This is a genomic window from Mycetocola sp. Y171, from assembly GCF_056713165.1.
The window spans coordinates 333,704-350,987 of sequence record NZ_JBWYGX010000001.1; the positions used below are offsets into that span (position 1 = coordinate 333,704).

14 protein-coding genes are annotated in these 17,284 nt (G+C 67.0%); 7 read left to right on the top strand and 7 right to left on the bottom strand.

Annotation, left to right across the window (positions count from 1 at the left end; genetic code table 11):
- Positions 1-108 precede the first annotated feature (108 nt).
- The 3 genes from AC1M2K_RS01680 to AC1M2K_RS01690 all read left to right on the top strand — a co-directional run bounded on the left by AC1M2K_RS01680 (position 109) and on the right by AC1M2K_RS01690 (position 6,702).
- Positions 109-3,792 carry a multifunctional oxoglutarate decarboxylase/oxoglutarate dehydrogenase thiamine pyrophosphate-binding subunit/dihydrolipoyllysine-residue succinyltransferase subunit gene (locus AC1M2K_RS01680; RefSeq protein ID WP_480239589.1) on the top strand — a complete coding sequence of 1,228 codons (3,684 nt, stop codon included), beginning with the start codon at positions 109-111 and terminating at the stop codon, positions 3,790-3,792.
- Between the two features lie 106 nt (positions 3,793-3,898).
- A complete protein-coding gene (locus AC1M2K_RS01685) occupies positions 3,899-4,933 on the top strand; it encodes an alpha/beta hydrolase (protein WP_480239590.1) in 1,035 nt (344 codons plus the stop codon).
- A 50-nt stretch (positions 4,934-4,983) separates the two neighbouring features.
- Complete coding sequence (locus AC1M2K_RS01690) at positions 4,984-6,702, top strand: cation:proton antiporter (protein WP_480239591.1); 1,719 nt, start codon at positions 4,984-4,986, stop codon at positions 6,700-6,702.
- 8 nt (positions 6,703-6,710) lie between these two features.
- Here the strand turns inward: AC1M2K_RS01690 and AC1M2K_RS01695 are convergent, their stop codons facing one another.
- The 3 genes from AC1M2K_RS01695 to AC1M2K_RS01705 are packed head-to-tail and all read right to left on the bottom strand — an operon-like array spanning position 6,711 to position 9,924.
- Positions 6,711-8,957, bottom strand: a complete 2,247-nt coding sequence (locus AC1M2K_RS01695; protein ID WP_480239592.1) for an MMPL family transporter — start codon at positions 8,955-8,957, stop codon at positions 6,711-6,713.
- 53 nt (positions 8,958-9,010) lie between these two features.
- Positions 9,011-9,253, bottom strand: coding sequence for an alpha-ketoglutarate decarboxylase (locus AC1M2K_RS01700; RefSeq protein WP_480237685.1), 243 nt, complete (start codon positions 9,251-9,253; stop codon positions 9,011-9,013).
- On the bottom strand, positions 9,250-9,924 hold the full coding sequence (locus tag AC1M2K_RS01705) for a sigma-70 family RNA polymerase sigma factor (protein ID WP_480237686.1): 675 nt from the start codon (positions 9,922-9,924) through the stop codon (positions 9,250-9,252). Before AC1M2K_RS01705 ends, AC1M2K_RS01700 begins: the two co-directional genes overlap by 4 nt.
- Before the next feature lie 47 nt (positions 9,925-9,971).
- On the opposite strand from AC1M2K_RS01705, the gene aroA reads away from it, so the two are divergent.
- From aroA to bcp, 3 genes are read left to right on the top strand one after another with little or no spacing between them, the layout of a single operon-like run.
- Positions 9,972-11,333 (top strand): 3-phosphoshikimate 1-carboxyvinyltransferase, encoded by a 1,362-nt coding sequence (gene aroA, locus AC1M2K_RS01710; RefSeq protein WP_480239593.1) that lies wholly within the window; start codon positions 9,972-9,974, stop codon positions 11,331-11,333.
- On the top strand, positions 11,330-12,382 hold the full coding sequence (gene rsgA, locus AC1M2K_RS01715; RefSeq protein WP_480237688.1) for a ribosome small subunit-dependent GTPase A: 1,053 nt from the start codon (positions 11,330-11,332) through the stop codon (positions 12,380-12,382). Before aroA ends, rsgA begins: the two co-directional genes overlap by 4 nt.
- 19 nt (positions 12,383-12,401) lie before the next feature.
- Positions 12,402-12,875 (top strand): thioredoxin-dependent thiol peroxidase, encoded by a 474-nt coding sequence (gene bcp, locus AC1M2K_RS01720; RefSeq protein ID WP_480239594.1) that lies wholly within the window; start codon positions 12,402-12,404, stop codon positions 12,873-12,875.
- Here bcp and AC1M2K_RS01725 read toward each other — a convergent pair.
- Positions 12,872-13,324 (bottom strand): hypothetical protein, encoded by a 453-nt coding sequence (locus tag AC1M2K_RS01725; RefSeq protein WP_480237690.1) that lies wholly within the window; start codon positions 13,322-13,324, stop codon positions 12,872-12,874. The two genes, bcp and AC1M2K_RS01725, sit on opposite strands and share 4 nt — an antisense overlap.
- Before the next feature lie 182 nt (positions 13,325-13,506).
- On the opposite strand from AC1M2K_RS01725, the gene AC1M2K_RS01730 reads away from it, so the two are divergent.
- Entirely contained in the window at positions 13,507-13,755 is a 249-nt protein-coding gene (locus AC1M2K_RS01730; protein ID WP_090711166.1) for a WhiB family transcriptional regulator, read from the top strand.
- Between the two features lie 17 nt (positions 13,756-13,772).
- Here the strand turns inward: AC1M2K_RS01730 and AC1M2K_RS01735 are convergent, their stop codons facing one another.
- Genes AC1M2K_RS01735 through AC1M2K_RS01745 form a run of 3 tightly spaced genes read right to left on the bottom strand, consistent with a single transcriptional unit; the run spans position 13,773 to position 17,160 of the window.
- A complete protein-coding gene (locus AC1M2K_RS01735; RefSeq protein WP_480237691.1) occupies positions 13,773-15,266 on the bottom strand; it encodes a sensor histidine kinase in 1,494 nt (497 codons plus the stop codon).
- A 49-nt stretch (positions 15,267-15,315) separates the two neighbouring features.
- Entirely contained in the window at positions 15,316-16,554 is a 1,239-nt protein-coding gene (locus AC1M2K_RS01740; protein ID WP_480239595.1) for a CpaE/TadZ family protein, read from the bottom strand.
- A 3-nt stretch (positions 16,555-16,557) separates the two neighbouring features.
- Positions 16,558-17,160 (bottom strand): flagella basal body P-ring formation protein FlgA, encoded by a 603-nt coding sequence (locus AC1M2K_RS01745; protein ID WP_480239596.1) that lies wholly within the window; start codon positions 17,158-17,160, stop codon positions 16,558-16,560.
- Positions 17,161-17,284 lie beyond the last annotated feature (124 nt).

Genomic DNA, 17,284 nt, shown 5'->3' on the forward strand with positions numbered 1-17,284 from the left:
GGGCCGCAGCTTCCGCTTAAGGGATTAGGCTTGAACACGGATCTGGCAACGCTTCCCACGGATGTCGTTGTCGTACTCACATCGACGTAAGAGAGTGGTGGTCTGGCGGTGTCAAGCCAGTTGACCGGAGTGGGAACTGACGACGGTTCGTCGGGAGAATTCGGAGCCAATGAATGGCTCGTCGACGAAATGTACGAGCAGTACATCGTCGACAAGAACTCGGTGGATAAGTCCTGGTGGCCGATCCTCGAGAGCTATCAACCTGTCAAGGGCGACAAGTCGACCGGTGAGATCCCGGCTCATCCCATCACTGCCCCGATTCCCGTGATCGGCTCACAGCCGGTCGCGAAGACGACGTCGGTCCAGCCGAAGGCCGCTCCGATTCCCGCCGATGCCCCGCGCAAGGCACCGGCGAAACCGACTCAGGCGGAGACATCGGCCGACACCGCCGAACCGGTCGACACGGTCGCACCACTGCGAGGTATGGCGAAGTCGCTCGCGACGAACATGGATGCCAGTCTGACCGTCCCGACGGCGACGAGCGTTCGGACGATCCCCGCGAAGCTGATGATCGACAACCGCATCGTCATCAACAATCACCTCAAACGTGCCCGCGGCGGCAAGGTCAGCTTCACGCACCTCATCGGCTGGGCGCTCATCCAGGCGCTCAAGGAGTTCCCGAGCCAGAACGTCTTCTACGACGTCGTCGACGGCAAGCCCAGCGTGGTCTCCCCCGCGCACATCGGACTCGGCATCGCGATCGACATCCCGAAGCCTGACGGCACCCGCGCTCTTCTCGTTCCGGCGATCAAGCACGCCGAGACGCTGACCTTCAGCGAGTACCTCGCGGCGTACGAGGACCTCGTCACCCGGGCGCGCAGCAACAAGCTCACCGCAGACGACTTCAAGGGCGCTTCGGTGTCGCTGACCAACCCGGGCGGAATCGGCACCGAGCACTCGGTTCCCCGCCTGATGAAGGGCCAGGGCTGCATCATCGGTGCAGGGGCCCTCGACTACCCGGCCGAGTTCCAGGGTGCGAGCGAGCACACGCTCGTCGAGCTGGCCATCGGCAAGACGATCACGCTCACCTCGACCTACGACCACCGCGTCATCCAGGGCGCGGGTTCGGGCGAGTTCCTCAAGAAGGTCCACGAGAATCTCATCGGGTCGAAGACGTTCTACCAGGACATCTTTGCCGCGCTGCGGATCCCCTACGACCCGATCCACTGGGCACCGGACATCTCGGTCGACCTCAGCGACACCGTCAACAAGACCGCGCGGGTGCAGGAACTGATCAACTCGTTCCGTGTGCGCGGCCACCTGATGGCCGATGTCGACCCGCTCGAGTACGTGCAGCGTTCGCACCCCGACCTCGACATCCTCAACCACGGCCTCACCTTCTGGGATCTCGACCGCGAGTTCGTCACCGGAGGTTTCGGCGACAAGCGCCAGTCCAAGCTCCGCGACATCCTCGGCCTCCTGCGCGACTCGTACTGCCGCACCATCGGGCTCGAGTACATGCACATCCAGGACCCAGGTCAGCGCAAGTGGATCCAGGAAAAGGTCGAGCGGCCGTACGCCAAGCCGCGTCATGACGAGCAGATGCGCATCCTCGGCAAGCTCAATGAAGCCGAAGCGTTCGAGACGTTCCTGCAGACGAAGTACGTCGGCCAGAAGCGGTTCAGCCTCGAGGGCGGCGAGTCGACCATCGCGCTGCTTGACACCATCCTCCAGGGTGCTGCCGAGTCCGGTCTCGACGGCGTCGCGATCGGCATGGCCCACCGCGGCCGGCTCAACGTGCTCACCAACATCGCCGGCAAGACCTATGGGCAGATCTTCCAGGAGTTCGAGGGAACGAACAACTCCAAGAACTCCGGCTCCGGTGACGTCAAGTACCACCTCGGCACCGAGGGGACTTTCCGGGCCACTGACGGCTCGGAGCTCCCGGTCTACCTCGCGGCCAACCCCTCCCATCTGGAAGCCGTCGACGGGGTCCTCGAGGGCATCGTCCGTGCCAAGCAGGACCGCCAGCCGATCGGGACGTATTCGACCCTGCCGATCCTCGTCCACGGTGACGCGGCCATGGCCGGCCAGGGTGTGGTGCTCGAGACCATGCAGCTGTCCCAGTTGCGCGGCTACCGCACCGGCGGAACGATCCACATCGTCGTGAACAACCAGGTCGGCTTCACCACTCCCCCTGGCGAAGGTCGCACCTCGGTGTACTCCACCGATGTGGCCAAGACGATCCAGGCTCCGATCTGGCACGTCAACGGCGACGATCCCGAATCGGTCGTGCGCGTCGCCGAGCTGGCACTGCAGTTCCGTCAGGAATTCAAGAAGGATGTCGTCATCGACCTCATCTGCTACCGTCGCCGCGGTCACAACGAGGGCGACGACCCGTCGATGACGCAGCCGCTGATGTACAACCTCATCGAGCAGAAGCGCAGCGTGCGCAAGCTCTACACCGAGGCCCTCGTCGGCCGCGGTGACATCACCGAGGACGAGTACGAGGCAGCGCACCGCGACTTCCAGGACCGCCTCGAGCGGGCCTTCATGGAGACCCACGCGGCGCAGACGGCATCCACCCCCGTCATCATCGACGACCAGGACGAAGACGGCTACTCGGGCGAACCGGAAACCACCGGCGTCCCCGAGGCCGTCGTCCAGCTAATCGGAGACGGCTTCAACAACAAGCCGGCCGGCTTCACCGTGCACCCGAAACTGCAGCAGCTGCTGCAGAAGCGCCTCGAGATGAGCCGCAACGGCGCCATCGACTGGGCGTTCGGCGAGCTTCTCGCGTTCGGCTCGCTCGTCATCGAGGGAACCCCCGTCCGCTTCAGCGGTCAGGACTCCCGCCGCGGCACGTTCGTCCAGCGCCACGCCGTCCTGCATGACAGGATCAACGGCCAGGAGTGGCTGCCGCTCGCGAACCTCGCAGACAACCAGGCCAGGTTCTGGATCTACGACTCGCTGCTCTCGGAGTACGCGGTCCTCGGCTTCGAGTACGGCTACTCGGTGGAGCGCCCTGACGCGCTCGTGCTGTGGGAGGCCCAGTTCGGCGACTTCGCCAACGGCGGCCAGACCATCATCGACGAGTTCATCTCGAGTGCCGAGCAGAAGTGGGGCCAGCGCTCCAGCGTCGTCATGCTGCTTCCGCACGGGTACGAAGGCCAGGGGCCAGACCACTCGTCTGCGCGGATCGAGCGTTACCTCCAGCTCTGCGCCGAGAACAACATGACCGTCGCACGGCCGTCGACTCCGGCGTCGTACTTCCACCTGCTCCGCCGGCAGGCCTACGCCCGCCCGCGCCGCCCGCTCGTGGTGTTCACCCCGAAGGCGATGCTGCGCCTGCGCGGGGCATCGAGCCCGGTGTCGGACTTCACCAGCGGCAAGTTCGAGCCCGTGATCGACGATGCCCGCATCACCGACCCGTCGTCGGTGAAGCGGGTGCTCCTCCACGCGGGGAAGATCCACTGGGACCTGCGTTCAGAACTCGATAAGAAGCCGAACGATTCCATCGCCCTCGTGCGAGTCGAGCAGTACTACCCGCTGCCGATCGCCGAGCTGAAGGCCGTGACCTCCCGGTACCCTAATGCCGAACTGGTCTGGGTGCAGGACGAGCCGGAGAACCAGGGCGCCTGGCCGTTCATCGCTCTCGAAGCGTCGAAGCACCTCGGGAGCCGTTCGGTCCGCGTCGTGTCACGCGCCGCTGCGGCATCACCGGCGACCGGCTCGGCCAAGCGTCACGCGGCCGAGCAGGCGAAGCTCCTCTCTGAGGCGCTGACCTTCTAGGAACAGCACTCAGGAAGACGGGCGCCGGCATCAGCCGGCGCCCGTCTTCCGTTTCCGGCACCTGCCGGGCCGGCCATTCTGCGACACTGGGTTCTCGGAGGTTGGCATGGCGTTAGATCAGAGACGGTCGCTGTTCGGACGCGGTCCGGCATACTCGCGCGCGGCGACCAGCATCTCGGGGTCCGTGGCCGTCGTCCTGCTGCTCGCCCTCATTGCGTCGCTCACCCCGTGGCCGTCTGCCCTGCTCATCCGCGGCGTCTTCGAAGCGGGCGCTCGGGCGCTCGTCGACGAGATGGAACCGCACGTCCCGGACACCCCTCTCGTCGAGGACATCGGGATGCCCGCCGGCGATGGCGGCGGCAGCATCGACCGGTTCTCCCCCGCAGACTCCACAGGCCCGCTGCCGACGGTGATCTGGATCCACGGAGGCGCCTGGTTGTCCGGCAGCTCAGCCGACGTGCGGCCGTACCTGCGGATCCTTGCTTCACACGGGTACACGACGATCGGGCTGAACTACCCGCTCGCCCCCGAGGCCGCGTATCCGACCGCGGTGAGCGGACTCAATGACATCCTCGGCTGGATCACCGCGCACGCCGCCGAACTCGACGTCGATCCGGCGACGATCGTTCTCGCCGGCGACTCCGCCGGAGCCCAGCTCGCCAGCCAGCTCGCGGCGCTCACCACCAACCCGGACTATGCGCACCTGATGGGTATCGATCCGGCGCTCTCCCGCGACCAGCTCGTCGCCACGATTCTGCACTGCGGTGTCTACGATCTCCGCGCCATGGCCGACCTCACAGGCGTCACGGCGTGGGGTTTCAAGATCGCCCTGTGGGGGTACACCGGCACCAGGGACTGGTCGGACACCGCTGCAGGCGCAACGATGTCGACGATCGACGCGGTGACTCAGGATTTCCCGCCGACCTTCATCAGCGGCGGCAACGGTGACCGGCTGACCTGGCTGCAGTCGGTGCCGATGGGCAGGGAACTGAAGGCCAGGGGCGTCGAGGTCACTGAGCTTTTCTGGCCGGCCGGCCACGAACCCGCACTGCCGCACGAGTTCCAGTTCCACCTCGATTCGGTCGAAGCACAGACCGCCCTCACGAAAACCCTGGCCTTCCTCGACGGCCGGACCGGCTGACCGGCCTGCCTCCGGCGAATTCCGGGCCCGCAGCGTCATAATCTTGAGCTATGGAGTATGCGCTTCTGGGCCTCTTCGGACTCCTCGCCATCGTGGTGGTCGCCCGCTTCGCACCCAAGGTCGGGGTGTCAGCGCCGCTCATCCTCGTCGTCGTCGGCATCGTCGTGAGCTTCCTTCCCGGCGTTCCCGCCTTCGACTTCCCCCCTGAGCTGATCCTCGCTGTGGTTCTCCCGCCGATCCTGTACTCATCGGCCGTGAACGTGCCGCTCGTCGACTTCCGCAGGAACCTCAAAGCCATCACCGGTCTGTCGGTGCTCCTCGTCATCGTCACGGCGCTGGTGAGCGGGGCCATGCTCCACCTGTTGCTTCCCGACCTGAGCCTCCCGGCTGCGATCGCCCTCGGTGCCGTGATCAGCCCACCGGATGCCGTCGCGGCGACGTCGATCGGCAAGCGGCTCGGTCTGCCCCCTCGGCTGGTCACCGTGCTCGAGGGCGAAGGTCTCGTCAACGATGCGACCGCCCTCGTCCTGCTCAGGTCCGCCATCGCGGCGACGGCAGGGGCCGTCTCACTCGCCGAAATCGCCGGCGATTTCCTCTACGCGGTCACCGCCGCCGTCGTGGTCGGCCTGGTCGTCGGGCTGGTCACGGTCTGGGTCCGTTCCCGGCTCCATGATCCCGTGCTCAACACCACGATCTCCTTCGCGGTGCCGTTCCTCGCATTCATCCCCGCAGAGGAGATCGGCGCGTCCGGCGTGCTCGCTGTCGTCGTTGCCGGCTTGGTCACCGGGCACAACAGTGCGAGGTTCTTCAGCGCTCAGGACCGGATCTCTGAGCGGATCAACTGGCGCACGGCCCAGTTCGTGCTCGAGAACGGCGTCTTCCTCCTGATGGGCATCGAGCTGAAGTCGCTCGTCGAACAGGTCCAGGACGACAATCTCGGTGTGTGGCACGCTGTGGGAATCGGCCTGGCGGCCACCGTTGTGCTCATTCTCATCCGGATCGTGTTCGTCGTGCCGCTCGTCGCCCTTCTCCGCCACGACCAGCGGCGGGCGAAGACCCACGGCAAGCACCTCGACGTCATGCTCAGCCGACTGGACGCCTCGGACACCGCCCAGGACAGCAAGCGACTCTCACGATTTCGCCTGCTGGTCACCCGCAAGCGGGCGGACGTCGATTTCCTCACCTCAGAAGGGCTCGGCTGGCGCGGCGGCGCCGTACTGGCCTGGTCGGGCATGCGCGGCGTGGTGACGCTCGCCGCAGCGCAGTCGCTGCCCACGGACATCCCTTACCGCCCCCAGCTCGTCCTGATCGCCTTCACCGTCGCCGTCGTGACGCTGCTGGTCCAGGGCGGAACCCTCCCTCTCCTGATCCGGGCACTCGGGATCGTCGGCACGGACGCGGCCGCGGACCGCGCCGAACTGGCCGCCCTCATCGATGAGATCTCTGCCGTGGGGATGTCGACGCTCGACAACCCGGACCTGCTGGAGGCGAACGGAGGAGACTTCGGCCCCGAGGTGATCGAGCGGGTGCGCGAGGACAGCATCATGCGTGGCGAGTCCCTCGCCGAGGACGCGGGCGACGGACGTCCCGGGCCGCACCAGCAGCATAGGACCCTGCGCCAGCGGGTCCTCCAGGCCGAACGCGGCGCACTGCTCGACGCCAGGGCGACCGGGGCGTACAGTTCACGCGTGATGGAGCGTGCGCAGGGCATCCTCGACCTGGAGGAGTCCCGGCTCGCGCAACTCGACGACGGAGCCGGGACCCACTGACGGCAGGGTCAGCCTCGCGGCGACGCGAGGACCGGCTCGTCGGCGTGTTCGCCTGTGTCGAGGTGCTTCGGTACTGCACGGCGGTGCGACAGCCTGCTCGGCCACCAGATGGCCCTGCCGATGTCGTAACTCAGCGCAGGTACGAGCAGGGTCCGGACGAGGAACGTGTCGAGCAGCACGCCGAAAGCCACGATGAAGGCGATCTGGAGCAGGAACAGGATCGGAATCACTCCCAGCGCCGCGAAGGTGGCGGCGAGGACGAGCCCGGCAGACGTGATCACGCCACCGGTCACGGCGAGGCCGCGGAGGATGCCCTGCCTCGTCCCGTGTTTCTTCGATTCCTCCCTCACGCGCGTCATCAGGAAGATGTTGTAATCCACCCCCAGCGCCACGAGGAACACGAATCCGAACAGGGGGACGGACGGGTCGGCTCCCGGGAACTCGAAGATCCCGTTGAACACCCAGGCGGAGACCCCGAGGGTGGCCGCGAACGACAGGACGACGCTCGCGATCAGGAGCAGCGGAGCGACGATCGACCTCAGCAGGAGCATGAGGATGATCGTGATCGCTCCGAGGATCAGCGGGATGAGCAGGTTCCTGTCGTGGATGGCCGTCTCGTTGGAGTCGAGGGCGATGGCCGTCGTCCCGCCGACCAGGACGGGTGGTTCCCCCGTCGACACGTCGGCGAGTTGCTCCCTCAGGTCGACGACGACGTCCTCGGCGGCGATTGAGTCTCCCGCGTCATCGAGGGTGGCCTGCAGCAGGACGGTGCCGTCGACGACGGTCACGTCGGGAACGGGGGTCCCTGGGGGCCCGAGCGGCTGTATGCCATCGTCGGTGACGGGGAGTGACCCGGACGGTGAATCGGAGGAGAGCACGGTGAGCGAGTCGACGCCGTCGGTCTCGAGTACGATGCCGGCGACCTCGTCGAGAGTGTCCTCCGGAGCGATGATCACGGTGGGCGAACCGGAGCCGGCCGGGAAGTGATCGGCGAGGACGGCCTGGCCGTCACGAGCCTGCGATTCGCCGAGGACGAACTCGCTCTGGGCGACCCCGTCCGCCTTGAGCTGGAACATCCCGAGTGAGAGGACTCCGAGGAGCAGAACACTCGAGATCCAGATGACCCGTGGCCGCCGGGCGACGAGTCGCGCCAGCCACGGCCACAACCCGGTCTTGTCGTCGCCGACCGGGTTGTCGTTCGCCGGCCGCGCCTTGGGGCGCACGGGCCAGAAGGCGACCCTGCCTGCCCAGAACAGCAACGCGGGCAGAAGAGTGAGCGATGCCAGCAGAGCGAAAACGATGCCGATGGATGCGACGGGGCCGAGTGACTTGTTGGAGTTCAGGTCAGAGAAGAGCAGCAGGAGCAGTGCGGCGATGACGGTTCCGCCGGAGGCGAGGATCGGCTCCCACGAGCCCTTGAGTGCCGCCCAGGTCGCCGTCCACTTCGTCGGCTGGGTGACGAGTGCCTCGCGGAACCGCGCGATGTACAGCAGTGAATAGTCCGTCGCAGCGCCGATGACGAGGATGAACAGGATGCCCTGGGTCTGCCCGCTGAGCAGCAGAACATCGGCCCTGGCGAGCTGGACGACGACCAGGATCGACGCGCACAGCGCGGAGAGGCTCGAGAAGAGCACGAGCACGGGGAGAAGGGGCGAGCGGTACACGATGACGAGGATGACGAAAACGGCTCCGAGGGCGACAAGGAGGAGCAGCCCGTCGATACCTGCGAAGGCGCCGGTGAGGTCTGCGGTGAGTCCTGCCGGTCCGGTGATCGCGCTGGTGAGCCCGTCGACGGCGTTCTCGTCGAGGATGCCGCGGAGCGCCTCGACCGTGTCGGCCACCTTCACGTCGGTGTCGAGGGTCAGGACCACCTGGGCGGCTTCGCCGTCTTCGGAAGCGATGGCCGGTGAGCTGTCCTCCGCCAGCACACCGTCGACGTCGCCGAATGCGGCGATGTCGTCATCGATCTGCGCGAGGTCGGCGTCGGTGAGGCCGCCGTCGCGCTGGTAGACGACGAGGGCGGGGATCACGTCGTCGCTTCGGAACTCCGACTGAAGCTCCTGCACCTTTGTCGCCTCAGCGCTTGCGGGCAGCTGCTGCGACTGGTCGTTCGTGCTCACGGCGCTGATCTGCCCGAAGCTCGCTCCACCTGCCCCGAAGAGTCCGAACCAGACGAAGATGAGGGCGACGGGGATGAGGACGCGCAGCCAGGTGGGGACGCGCGAGTCTCGGACGGGGGCAGGAGTCTTGATCACACCATCGACGTTACGCGGCACTGTGCTTCGCGCGCGTCGATCAAAAGGTTGAGTTAATGCGCAGCCTGTGCAGACCGAAGCTTCGCCAGGACCTGAAGCTTCAGGTCTTCAGGAGCGGTCTCCTTGCAGGCGCGCTGCACGGCCTCGGTGAGGGTCCGCGACAGCAGGGCCTCCTCCTGGCACGATGTGCAGTGCTCGAGGTGCTCCCGGATGTCCGAGGCGTTCGTCGAGCACACTTCGTGCCTGAGGTACTCCTCGAGGTCGCGTTTCGCTTTGTCGCATCCGCAGTCGGTCATTTTTTCGCTCCTGCCCTGCCGGTGTCGATACCGCGCTCCTGGGCGTAGTCGGCCAACAGGTCCCTCAGCATGCGCCTGCCTCGATGCAGGCGGCTCATGACGGTCCCGATGGGTGATTTCATGATGTCGGCGATCTCCTGGTAGGCGAAGCCCTCGACGTCCGCCAGGTAGACCGCAAGTCGGAAGTCCTCAGGAATGGCCTGGAGGGCATCCTTCACCGCGCTGTCCGGCATATGGTCGATGGCTTCGGCCTCGGCCGACCGGGAGCTCGATGCGGTGGTCGATTCAGCGCCGCCCAGTTGCCAGTCCTCGAGGTCATCGATGGTGCCCTGGTACGGCTCGCGCTGCTTCTTGCGATAGATGTTGATGTAGGTGTTGGTGAGTATGCGATACAGCCAGGCCTTGAGGTTCGTCCCCTGCTGGAACTGGCCGAACGCCGCATACGCCTTCACGAAGGTCTCCTGAACGAGATCCTGCGCGTCGGACGGGTTTTTGGTCATGCGCATCGCGGCGCCATAGAGCTGGTCGATGAACGGCAGCGCCTGTTCTTCGAACAGGGCGCGCGGATCGTTCTCCGGCTCGGGCGTGGGTGCTTCGTCGACGGTGGTCATCACGGGCAAGTCTACGTCCGCAACCGTTCCGCTGGGTCGCTCAAGCACTGCTGTCGCCATGCGGCGCACGCCCTTTCTCCTGAAATCCTCGATACATTAGAAGAACAATGCTTGAGTCGAAATATTCCGCCCCGGAGTTCGACCTGTACGGCGACCGGCACCAGCCGGACGGCGACGGGTCTTGGCCCGCGCCCGAGAGCACGGAGCCGGTCTCGGCAACCGTCTCCCTGCCCGGGTCGAAATCGCTGACCAACCGCGAACTCGTTCTCGCTGCACTCGCCGATTCGCCGTCGCTTCTGCGTTCCCCGCTTCACTCCAGGGACAGCCAGAACATGGTCGAGGCGCTCCGCGCACTCGGCGCAACGATCACCGAGGCGGATGCCACGGGCAGCTTCGGACCCGACTGGCTCGTCACCCCCGGCGAACTGACCGGGTCGACCACCGTCGACTGCGGGCTCGCCGGAACCGTGATGCGCTTCGTGCCGCCGGTCGCGGCACTTGCACTCGGACCGACGACATTCGACGCGGACGAGGCCGCACGGGGACGGCCGATGGGGACGATGATCTCCTCGCTCCGCGAACTCGGCGTCGACATCAACGACGACAAACGCGGTTCGCTTCCGTTCACGGTCCATGGAACGGGCCGCGTCGGCGGCGGCGAGCTGACCATCGACGCCTCGAGCTCCAGCCAGTTCGTTTCCGGCCTGCTTCTCGCGGCCGCCCGTTTCGACGACGGGCTCACCCTCACTCACTCAGGTGAGCGCCTGCCGAGCCTGCCACACATCGAGATGACCGTTGCAGCTCTCGCTGCCAGAGGCGTCCCCGTCTCCTCCCCCTCCGTCGGTGTGTGGCGAGTGGAACCGGGAACGATCTCCGGACTCGATGTCGACATCGAACCCGACCTCTCCAACGCGGCCCCGTTCCTCGCGGCAGCCGTCGTCACAGGCGGCAGCGTCACGATCACGGGCTGGCCAGCCGAGACCACCCAGGTCGGCGCAGAACTGATCGAGATCCTGCCCCGGTTCGGCGCCACCGTCACCCTCACCGGCGACCGGCTCACCGTCACCGGCGGCGACAGCATCCGCGGTGTCGACCTCGACCTCACGACCGCGGGGGAACTCGCGCCGGCTCTCGTCGCCATCGCGGCGTTCGCCGACGGGCCGTCGACGATCACGGGGATCGGGCACATCCGCCACCACGAGACCGACCGCCTCGCCGCGCTCGCGTCTGAGCTGAACAAGCTCGGCGGCAACGTGACCGAGCTGGAGGACGGGCTCCTCGTGGAACCACGGCCGATGCACGGCGGGACCTGGCTCAGTTATCACGACCACCGGATGGCCACGACGGGCGCGATCGTCGGGCTCCTCGTTCCCGGTGTCGTCATCGAGAACATCGCAACGACGGCCAAGACCCTGCCCCAGTTCCCGGAACTCTGGACGTCGATGCTCTCCGGGACCGTCCTCGGATGAGCTGGTGGGACACCGGAGAGGCAGACGACGAACCCGAGTTCGACGAGTCGAGCATCCGCGTACGGCCGAACCGCAAGGGCAACCGCCCGCGCACGAAGACCCGCCCGGAGCACAACGACGCCGAGACGGCACGCGTCCTCGCCGTCGACCGCGGCCGGTACACCGTCCTGCTCGACGAGGGCACAGGTGACGAACGCCGCATCACCGCGTCCCGCGCCTCAGAGCTCAGGAAGCAGGCAGTCGTCAACGGCGACCGTGTCCGTGTCGTCGGCGACCTGTCAGGCGATGAGGGAACGCTCGCACGGATCGTCGGGATCGTTCCGCGCACGACGCTCCTCCGGCGAAGCGCCGACGACACAGACGAGGTCGAGCGCGTCATCGTGGCGAACGCCGACCAGATGCTCGTCGTCGTTGCCGCAGCCGACCCCGAGCCCCGTGAGCGCCTCGTCGACCGCTACCTGATCGCCGCACTCGACGCAGGCATCCGTCCCATCCTCTGCATCACGAAGACCGACCTCGCCGATCCGACCGACTTCCTGCACAACTTCGCCGGCCTCGACCTCACCGTCTTCACCAGCTCGACCGACCGGATGCCCCTGGCCGAGATCACCGAAGCGCTCGTCGATCACGACACCGTCTTCGTCGGCCACTCCGGGGTGGGTAAATCCACCCTGGTCAACGCCCTCGTCCCCAGCGCACAGCGGGCCACCGGCCACGTCAACGCCGTCACCGGACGCGGGCGCCACACGTCGTCATCGACGGTGTCGTACCGGATCGAGGGCCAGAAGGGCACCGGCTGGGTGATCGACACCCCCGGCGTCCGCTCGTTCGGGCTCGGTCACATCGACCCGGCAAACATCCTCCGCGCCTTCTCCGACCTCGAAGAGGTGGCCGAACGATGCCCGCGCGGCTGCACCCACCTGCCTGATGCGCCCGACTGCGCCATCGTGGAAGCGGTGGAAGCCGGTGAGCTCGGCGACACGGGGGCGGCACGGCTGGACTCGCTCCAGCGCCTGCTGGCGACGTTCATGAAGCCGGCCCAGTACTGACCTCGCCTAGGCTGGAACCATGACAGACGCGCGACTCGTCCCAGGCGACCAGGCTCCTTCGTTCACCCTTCCAGACGCAGACGGGAAGAGCGTCTCACTCGCCGACTTCGCCGGCAAACGAGTGATCCTGTACTTCTATCCGGCGGCGATGACCCCGGGTTGCACCACCCAGGCCTGCGACTTCCGCGACAACCTCGGTTCGCTGCAGGCGGCCGGGTACACGGTCCTCGGCATCTCCAAAGACGACCCTGCCACCCTCAAGACCTTCGAGGAGCGCGACCACCTCACCTTCCCGCTGCTGAGTGACGAGGACCTCACCGTCCACAACGCCTACCGCGCATACGGCGAGAAGAACTCGTACGGCAGGATCGTGACCGGCGTCCTCCGCTCCACGTTCGTGATCGGCGAGGACGGCAGGATCGTCGAGGCCCTCTACAACGTCAAGGCCACCGGCCACGTCGCGTCCCTGAGGAAGCGCCTCAAGGTCGCCTAGGGCAGATCACGCCTGATCGCCGTCATCACCGACGGGGTGAAGAGCAGGACGAGGACGACAACGCTGGGAACGAGGATCGCCCAGCCGATGGCAGGCTGTGCGAACGCGCCCTGGAACGCTCCGAGCGCGATCGCGAGCTGAACGAGCTGCCAGATCACCGCTCCGCCGCGCACCCAGCCCTGCCTCCGCAGCGCGCCGACGGCGACCGCAGTGATGAAGACGGCCCCGATCGCGACGAGAACGGTCAGCGCGATGGCGCTGGCCATCGACGACGCCGGCAGGGTCAGGATGTCGACCACGAGCACACCGACGACGATCACCATGGCGAGTGCCTCCACGAAGAGCAGCGCGATGACCACCAGGAGGGCGGTGGATCCTCCGCGGCGCCCTGGTCCGGCGGGAATCATAGCGTCCCCAGGTGTCGAGCCGGTTTCGTCAGTGTTATTCACAGGTGTATCCCATACAAAACTATTGATTTGGTAGTGGCACTATGTCACGATTGTTGAGGCCCGAGTACGACGCTCACAGAGAGGTGAGCAGATCCGGTTTTCGTGATCGCCCTCTCTCAGACTCGGCAGACCCTTATTCCCGACCATATCGGTCGTTTACCCCCATTCAAAGGAGCACCCGCATGGACTGGCGCGACAAAGCCGCTTGCCTCACCGCTGACCCGGAACTTTTCTTCCCGGTGGGCAACACAGGGCCGGCAGTCGACCAGATCGACAAGGCCAAGGCCGTCTGCGGTCGGTGCACGGTCACCGAGATCTGCCTCCAGTACGCTCTCGAGACCGGCCAGGATTCCGGCGTCTGGGGCGGCCTCTCCGAAGACGAGCGTCGCGCCCTCAAGCGTCGCGCTGCTCGCGCGCGCCGCGCTTCCTAGCCGGCGTTCCCGCTCCGTCAGGAGCGGGAGATCCAGCGCAGGGGAACCTCGATGGTGACCTCTGTGCCAGATCCCATCACGGTGTGCCAGTCGATCGTGCCGCCCAATTCACCCTGGATGAGCGTCCGGACGATCTGAGTCCCGAGACCGGTGCCGACCTTGCCTTCCTGCAGGCCGACCCCGTTGTCGCGGACGAGCACCGTCAGTTCGTCGCCTGAGCGGTCGGCGACGATCTCGACTTCGCCGTCCCTTCCGGCCAGGCCGTGCTCGACCGCGTTGGTGACGAGTTCGGTGAGCGCCAGCGCGAGTGGAGTGGCGTATGCGCTCGGCAGCACCCCGAACTCCCCCGTTTTCCGCGGGTGCACGGTGGTGTTGTGTGACGACGCCACCTCGGCGATGAGCATGAGGACGCGTTCGAACACCTCGTCGAAGTTGACGTCCTGGGTGAGCCCCTCCGAGAGGGTGTCGTGGACCACCGCGATCGCCGCGACCCGCCGCATGGCCTGCGTCAGCGCCTCGCGGCCTTCGTCGGTGCGCGCGCGCCTCGCCTGGATCCGAAGGAGCGACGCGACCGTCTGAAGGTTGTTCTTGACCCGGTGGTGGATCTCCCGGATGGTCGCGTCCTTCGTGATGAGCTCGCGTTCCTGGTGCCGGAGCTCTGACACGTCCCTGCACAGCACGATGGCACCGGCGCGTTCCCCGCGGTGACGGAGCGGGATGGCCCTGAGCGATACGGTGACGCCGCGGGCTTCGATGTCGGTGCGCCACGGGGCGCGTCCGGTGACGACCAGGGGCAGCGACTCGTCGATGACCTGTTTGCCCGGCAGGATCTGGGTGGTCACCTCGGCGAGCGACTCCCCCTCGAGTTCGTCGTTGAACCCCATCCGGTTGAACGCCGAGAGGGCGTTCGGGCTGGCGAAGGTGGTCGTGCCGTCGACGTCGAGCCTGATCAGTCCGTCCGACGCCCGCGGGGCGCCGCGGCGGGGGCCTGTTGGCGCGGAGAGGTCCGGGAAATCGCCCGTTGCGATCATCTCGAACAGGTCGTTGGCGCACTCGTTGAAGGTGAGTTCCTGGCGGCTGGGCGTGCGCGCCTCACCGAGGTTCGTGTGCCGGGTGAGCACGGCGATCGGCACGGTCGCGTTCTCCGGCGAGGTCGCGGCCAGGCGACGCATCACCGGGACAGCGCGCACCCGCGTCGGCGTCTCCTCGTACCAGTCCGGGGCGGTCGAATCGATGATCCTGCCGGTCTCGAACGCCTCGGTGACCTGCGTCCGCCACTGGGGTTTCACCAGCTGGCCGACGAAGTCGCGGTAGAACAGGGTGGCGGCACTCGACGGACGGTAGTGCGACACCGACATGAAACTGCCGTCCCTCGTGGGAACCCAGACGACGATGTCGGCGAAGGCCAGGTCGGCGAGGAGCTGAGCGTCTCCGACGAGCATGTGCAGCCAGTCGACGTCCTCGTCTGTGGAGCGGCCGTTGGCGAGGACAAGGTCACTGAGCGTCGACATTCGTCCAGTCTACGACGCGCGCTCCTGCCGCCAGACGTGCGCCGGCGCCTCACGAACCGGCCCGGAGCGGCGAGAGGACCCGTCGCCCCCGGAGGGCACGACGGCCGGCCGGTGCCGCGGGAGGCAGGATGCGATCGGCTGCGAGGCGCGAGATGGCCGCGAGTGCCTGCGACCGTGGACTCACGTCGCGGAGCGCGCGACCGGCCAGCAGCGCGGCATCAGTGCCCTTGTCGTCGGCGGGGATGAGGACGGCGTCGTCGATGCCGCCGAACCGCTGGAGGGTGGCGCGCACCTGACCGGACGGGTTGAGCCCCACGACGCTCGCCCGCACCTTGTTGACGACCGTGGTGACCTGGCGTTCTTCGGCGAGCTCGACAAGGTCGGCGTATGCACGGAGATAGCGGGCGAGCCCGATCGGGTCTGCCGTCGCTACCGCGAGGATCCGGTCAGCCGACCGCAGCGCCTGGAGCGTCGCGGCGTTCCTTCGCGGGGCGAACAGGTCACTCGAGATCTCTTCGTCGTCCTCGAGGCTGAAGCCGGTGTCGACGACCACGTAGTCCGCCCAGTCCCTGCACGCCTCGAGCGTCCGCGACACCCGGGCGGAGCTGAGTTCAGGCCATCGGGAGGCCCTGGGGATGCCGGTGAGCACGTTGAGCGTGCCTCCGTGCACCGGGTACGGCTGCCTGATCCGATCGAGTTCGGCAAGGCTGAGTCCGTCCTGCCCGGCGAGGCGGCAGGCGGCAGCGAACCCGGGGGCTTCGTCGAGCATGCCGAGAACAGGGGCGATCGAGGCACCGTGGGTGTCTGCGTCGACGAGGGCGACGACGTTGCCTGCAGCTGCCAGTTCGGTGGCGAGGGAGACGGCGACTGTCGTCCGGCCGGGCGACCCTGCCGGGCCCCACACGGCGACGATGGTCCCGTGCTTCACGGCAGCGGTGGGAGACACGTCGACCGTCCCGCCACGGACGGCGGCGTCGACGGCATCCGCGTGGCATCCGACATCGAGGACGTCGTGGAGTCCGAGCGACGCCGCGTTGCTGCGCCCGGCAGACGACGACGCGATGGCGAGAATCCGGATGCCGCGGCGATCGCACAGCGCGAGGAGCGACGGAGTGAGCCGGTCGGCGTCGGCGGAGACGAGGAGGACATCCGGATGCCTGCCCTCGAGAGCGGCGGCGGTGTCGGCGACGGGCCCGATCCTCGCCTCCACCCGATGGCCCCGTTCGACGAGCGCAGACACCAGCCGGTCTTCGTCGTCGCGGTCGAGCGCGAACGCCAGGTCGGCCACCGGTCAGCCCGCCGGCACGATCGAGATGGCGCTCTCACCGGAGAGTGCGGCGAGGAGCGCTGCCACGGTGCCCGTCGGGACGAGGATCTCCACGGTGTCACCGCTCCCGGTCGAGACAAGGCCCTGTTGTTCGACCACCCGGACGACACTGGCGCCAGACACGATGACGGTCGGCGGCGTGAACGATCCGTCCTCCTGCTGCTCGGCGGCCCACACGTCGACGCGCGAACCGGGCTCCACTGAACCGGCGATGGCGATGGCGGACTCGACGACGACGGCACTGACCTGGACCTCGGCGTCCGCCCTCACCGCCGCCCGAGGAACGAGTTCTCCTTCGAAGATCGTGCGGGTCACGACGAGTCCGTCGTCAGGGATGGTCGTGAGGTATCGTCCCGCGGCAGATTCGAGCCGGACGTGTGCCACGGACAGATCGTCACCGGTGATCGTGTCGCCGACCGACAACGTCGAGGACGCCACGAAGACGGGACTCGACCGGTCGGCCGCCTGCACCACGGACCACACACCGACGATCGACGCGATGATCAACCCAACCCCGATGCCGAGACGAGGGTCGACGCCGAACCGTCGCGATCGCGTTGCCTTCATGCCCTCTCCAGCCGTTGAACCGCGCACGTCAGGTGCCGGTGGTCCCATGCTGCCAAGTTCGTGCGACACGCGAGAAAGTTATCCACACCCGCGTCGGTCGCGAACAGCCGGCGCAATAATCGGA

Excerpts from the sequence above, each read along its gene's own strand:
- AC1M2K_RS01685 (WP_480239590.1), top strand. The coding sequence starts at position 3,899 with ATGGCGTTAGATCAGAGACGGTCGCTGTTCGGACGCGGTCCGGCATAC.
- AC1M2K_RS01690 (WP_480239591.1), top strand. The coding sequence starts at position 4,984 with ATGGAGTATGCGCTTCTGGGCCTCTTCGGACTCCTCGCCATCGTGGTG.
- AC1M2K_RS01700 (WP_480237685.1), bottom strand. The coding sequence starts at position 9,253 with ATGACCGACTGCGGATGCGACAAAGCGAAACGCGACCTCGAGGAGTAC.
- AC1M2K_RS01705 (WP_480237686.1), bottom strand. The coding sequence starts at position 9,924 with ATGGCGACAGCAGTGCTTGAGCGACCCAGCGGAACGGTTGCGGACGTA.
- aroA (WP_480239593.1), top strand. The coding sequence starts at position 9,972 with ATGCTTGAGTCGAAATATTCCGCCCCGGAGTTCGACCTGTACGGCGAC.
- rsgA (WP_480237688.1), top strand. The coding sequence starts at position 11,330 with ATGAGCTGGTGGGACACCGGAGAGGCAGACGACGAACCCGAGTTCGAC.
- bcp (WP_480239594.1), top strand. The coding sequence starts at position 12,402 with ATGACAGACGCGCGACTCGTCCCAGGCGACCAGGCTCCTTCGTTCACC.
- AC1M2K_RS01730 (WP_090711166.1), top strand. The coding sequence starts at position 13,507 with ATGGACTGGCGCGACAAAGCCGCTTGCCTCACCGCTGACCCGGAACTT.
- AC1M2K_RS01735 (WP_480237691.1), bottom strand. The coding sequence starts at position 15,266 with ATGTCGACGCTCAGTGACCTTGTCCTCGCCAACGGCCGCTCCACAGAC.
- AC1M2K_RS01745 (WP_480239596.1), bottom strand. The coding sequence starts at position 17,160 with ATGAAGGCAACGCGATCGCGACGGTTCGGCGTCGACCCTCGTCTCGGC.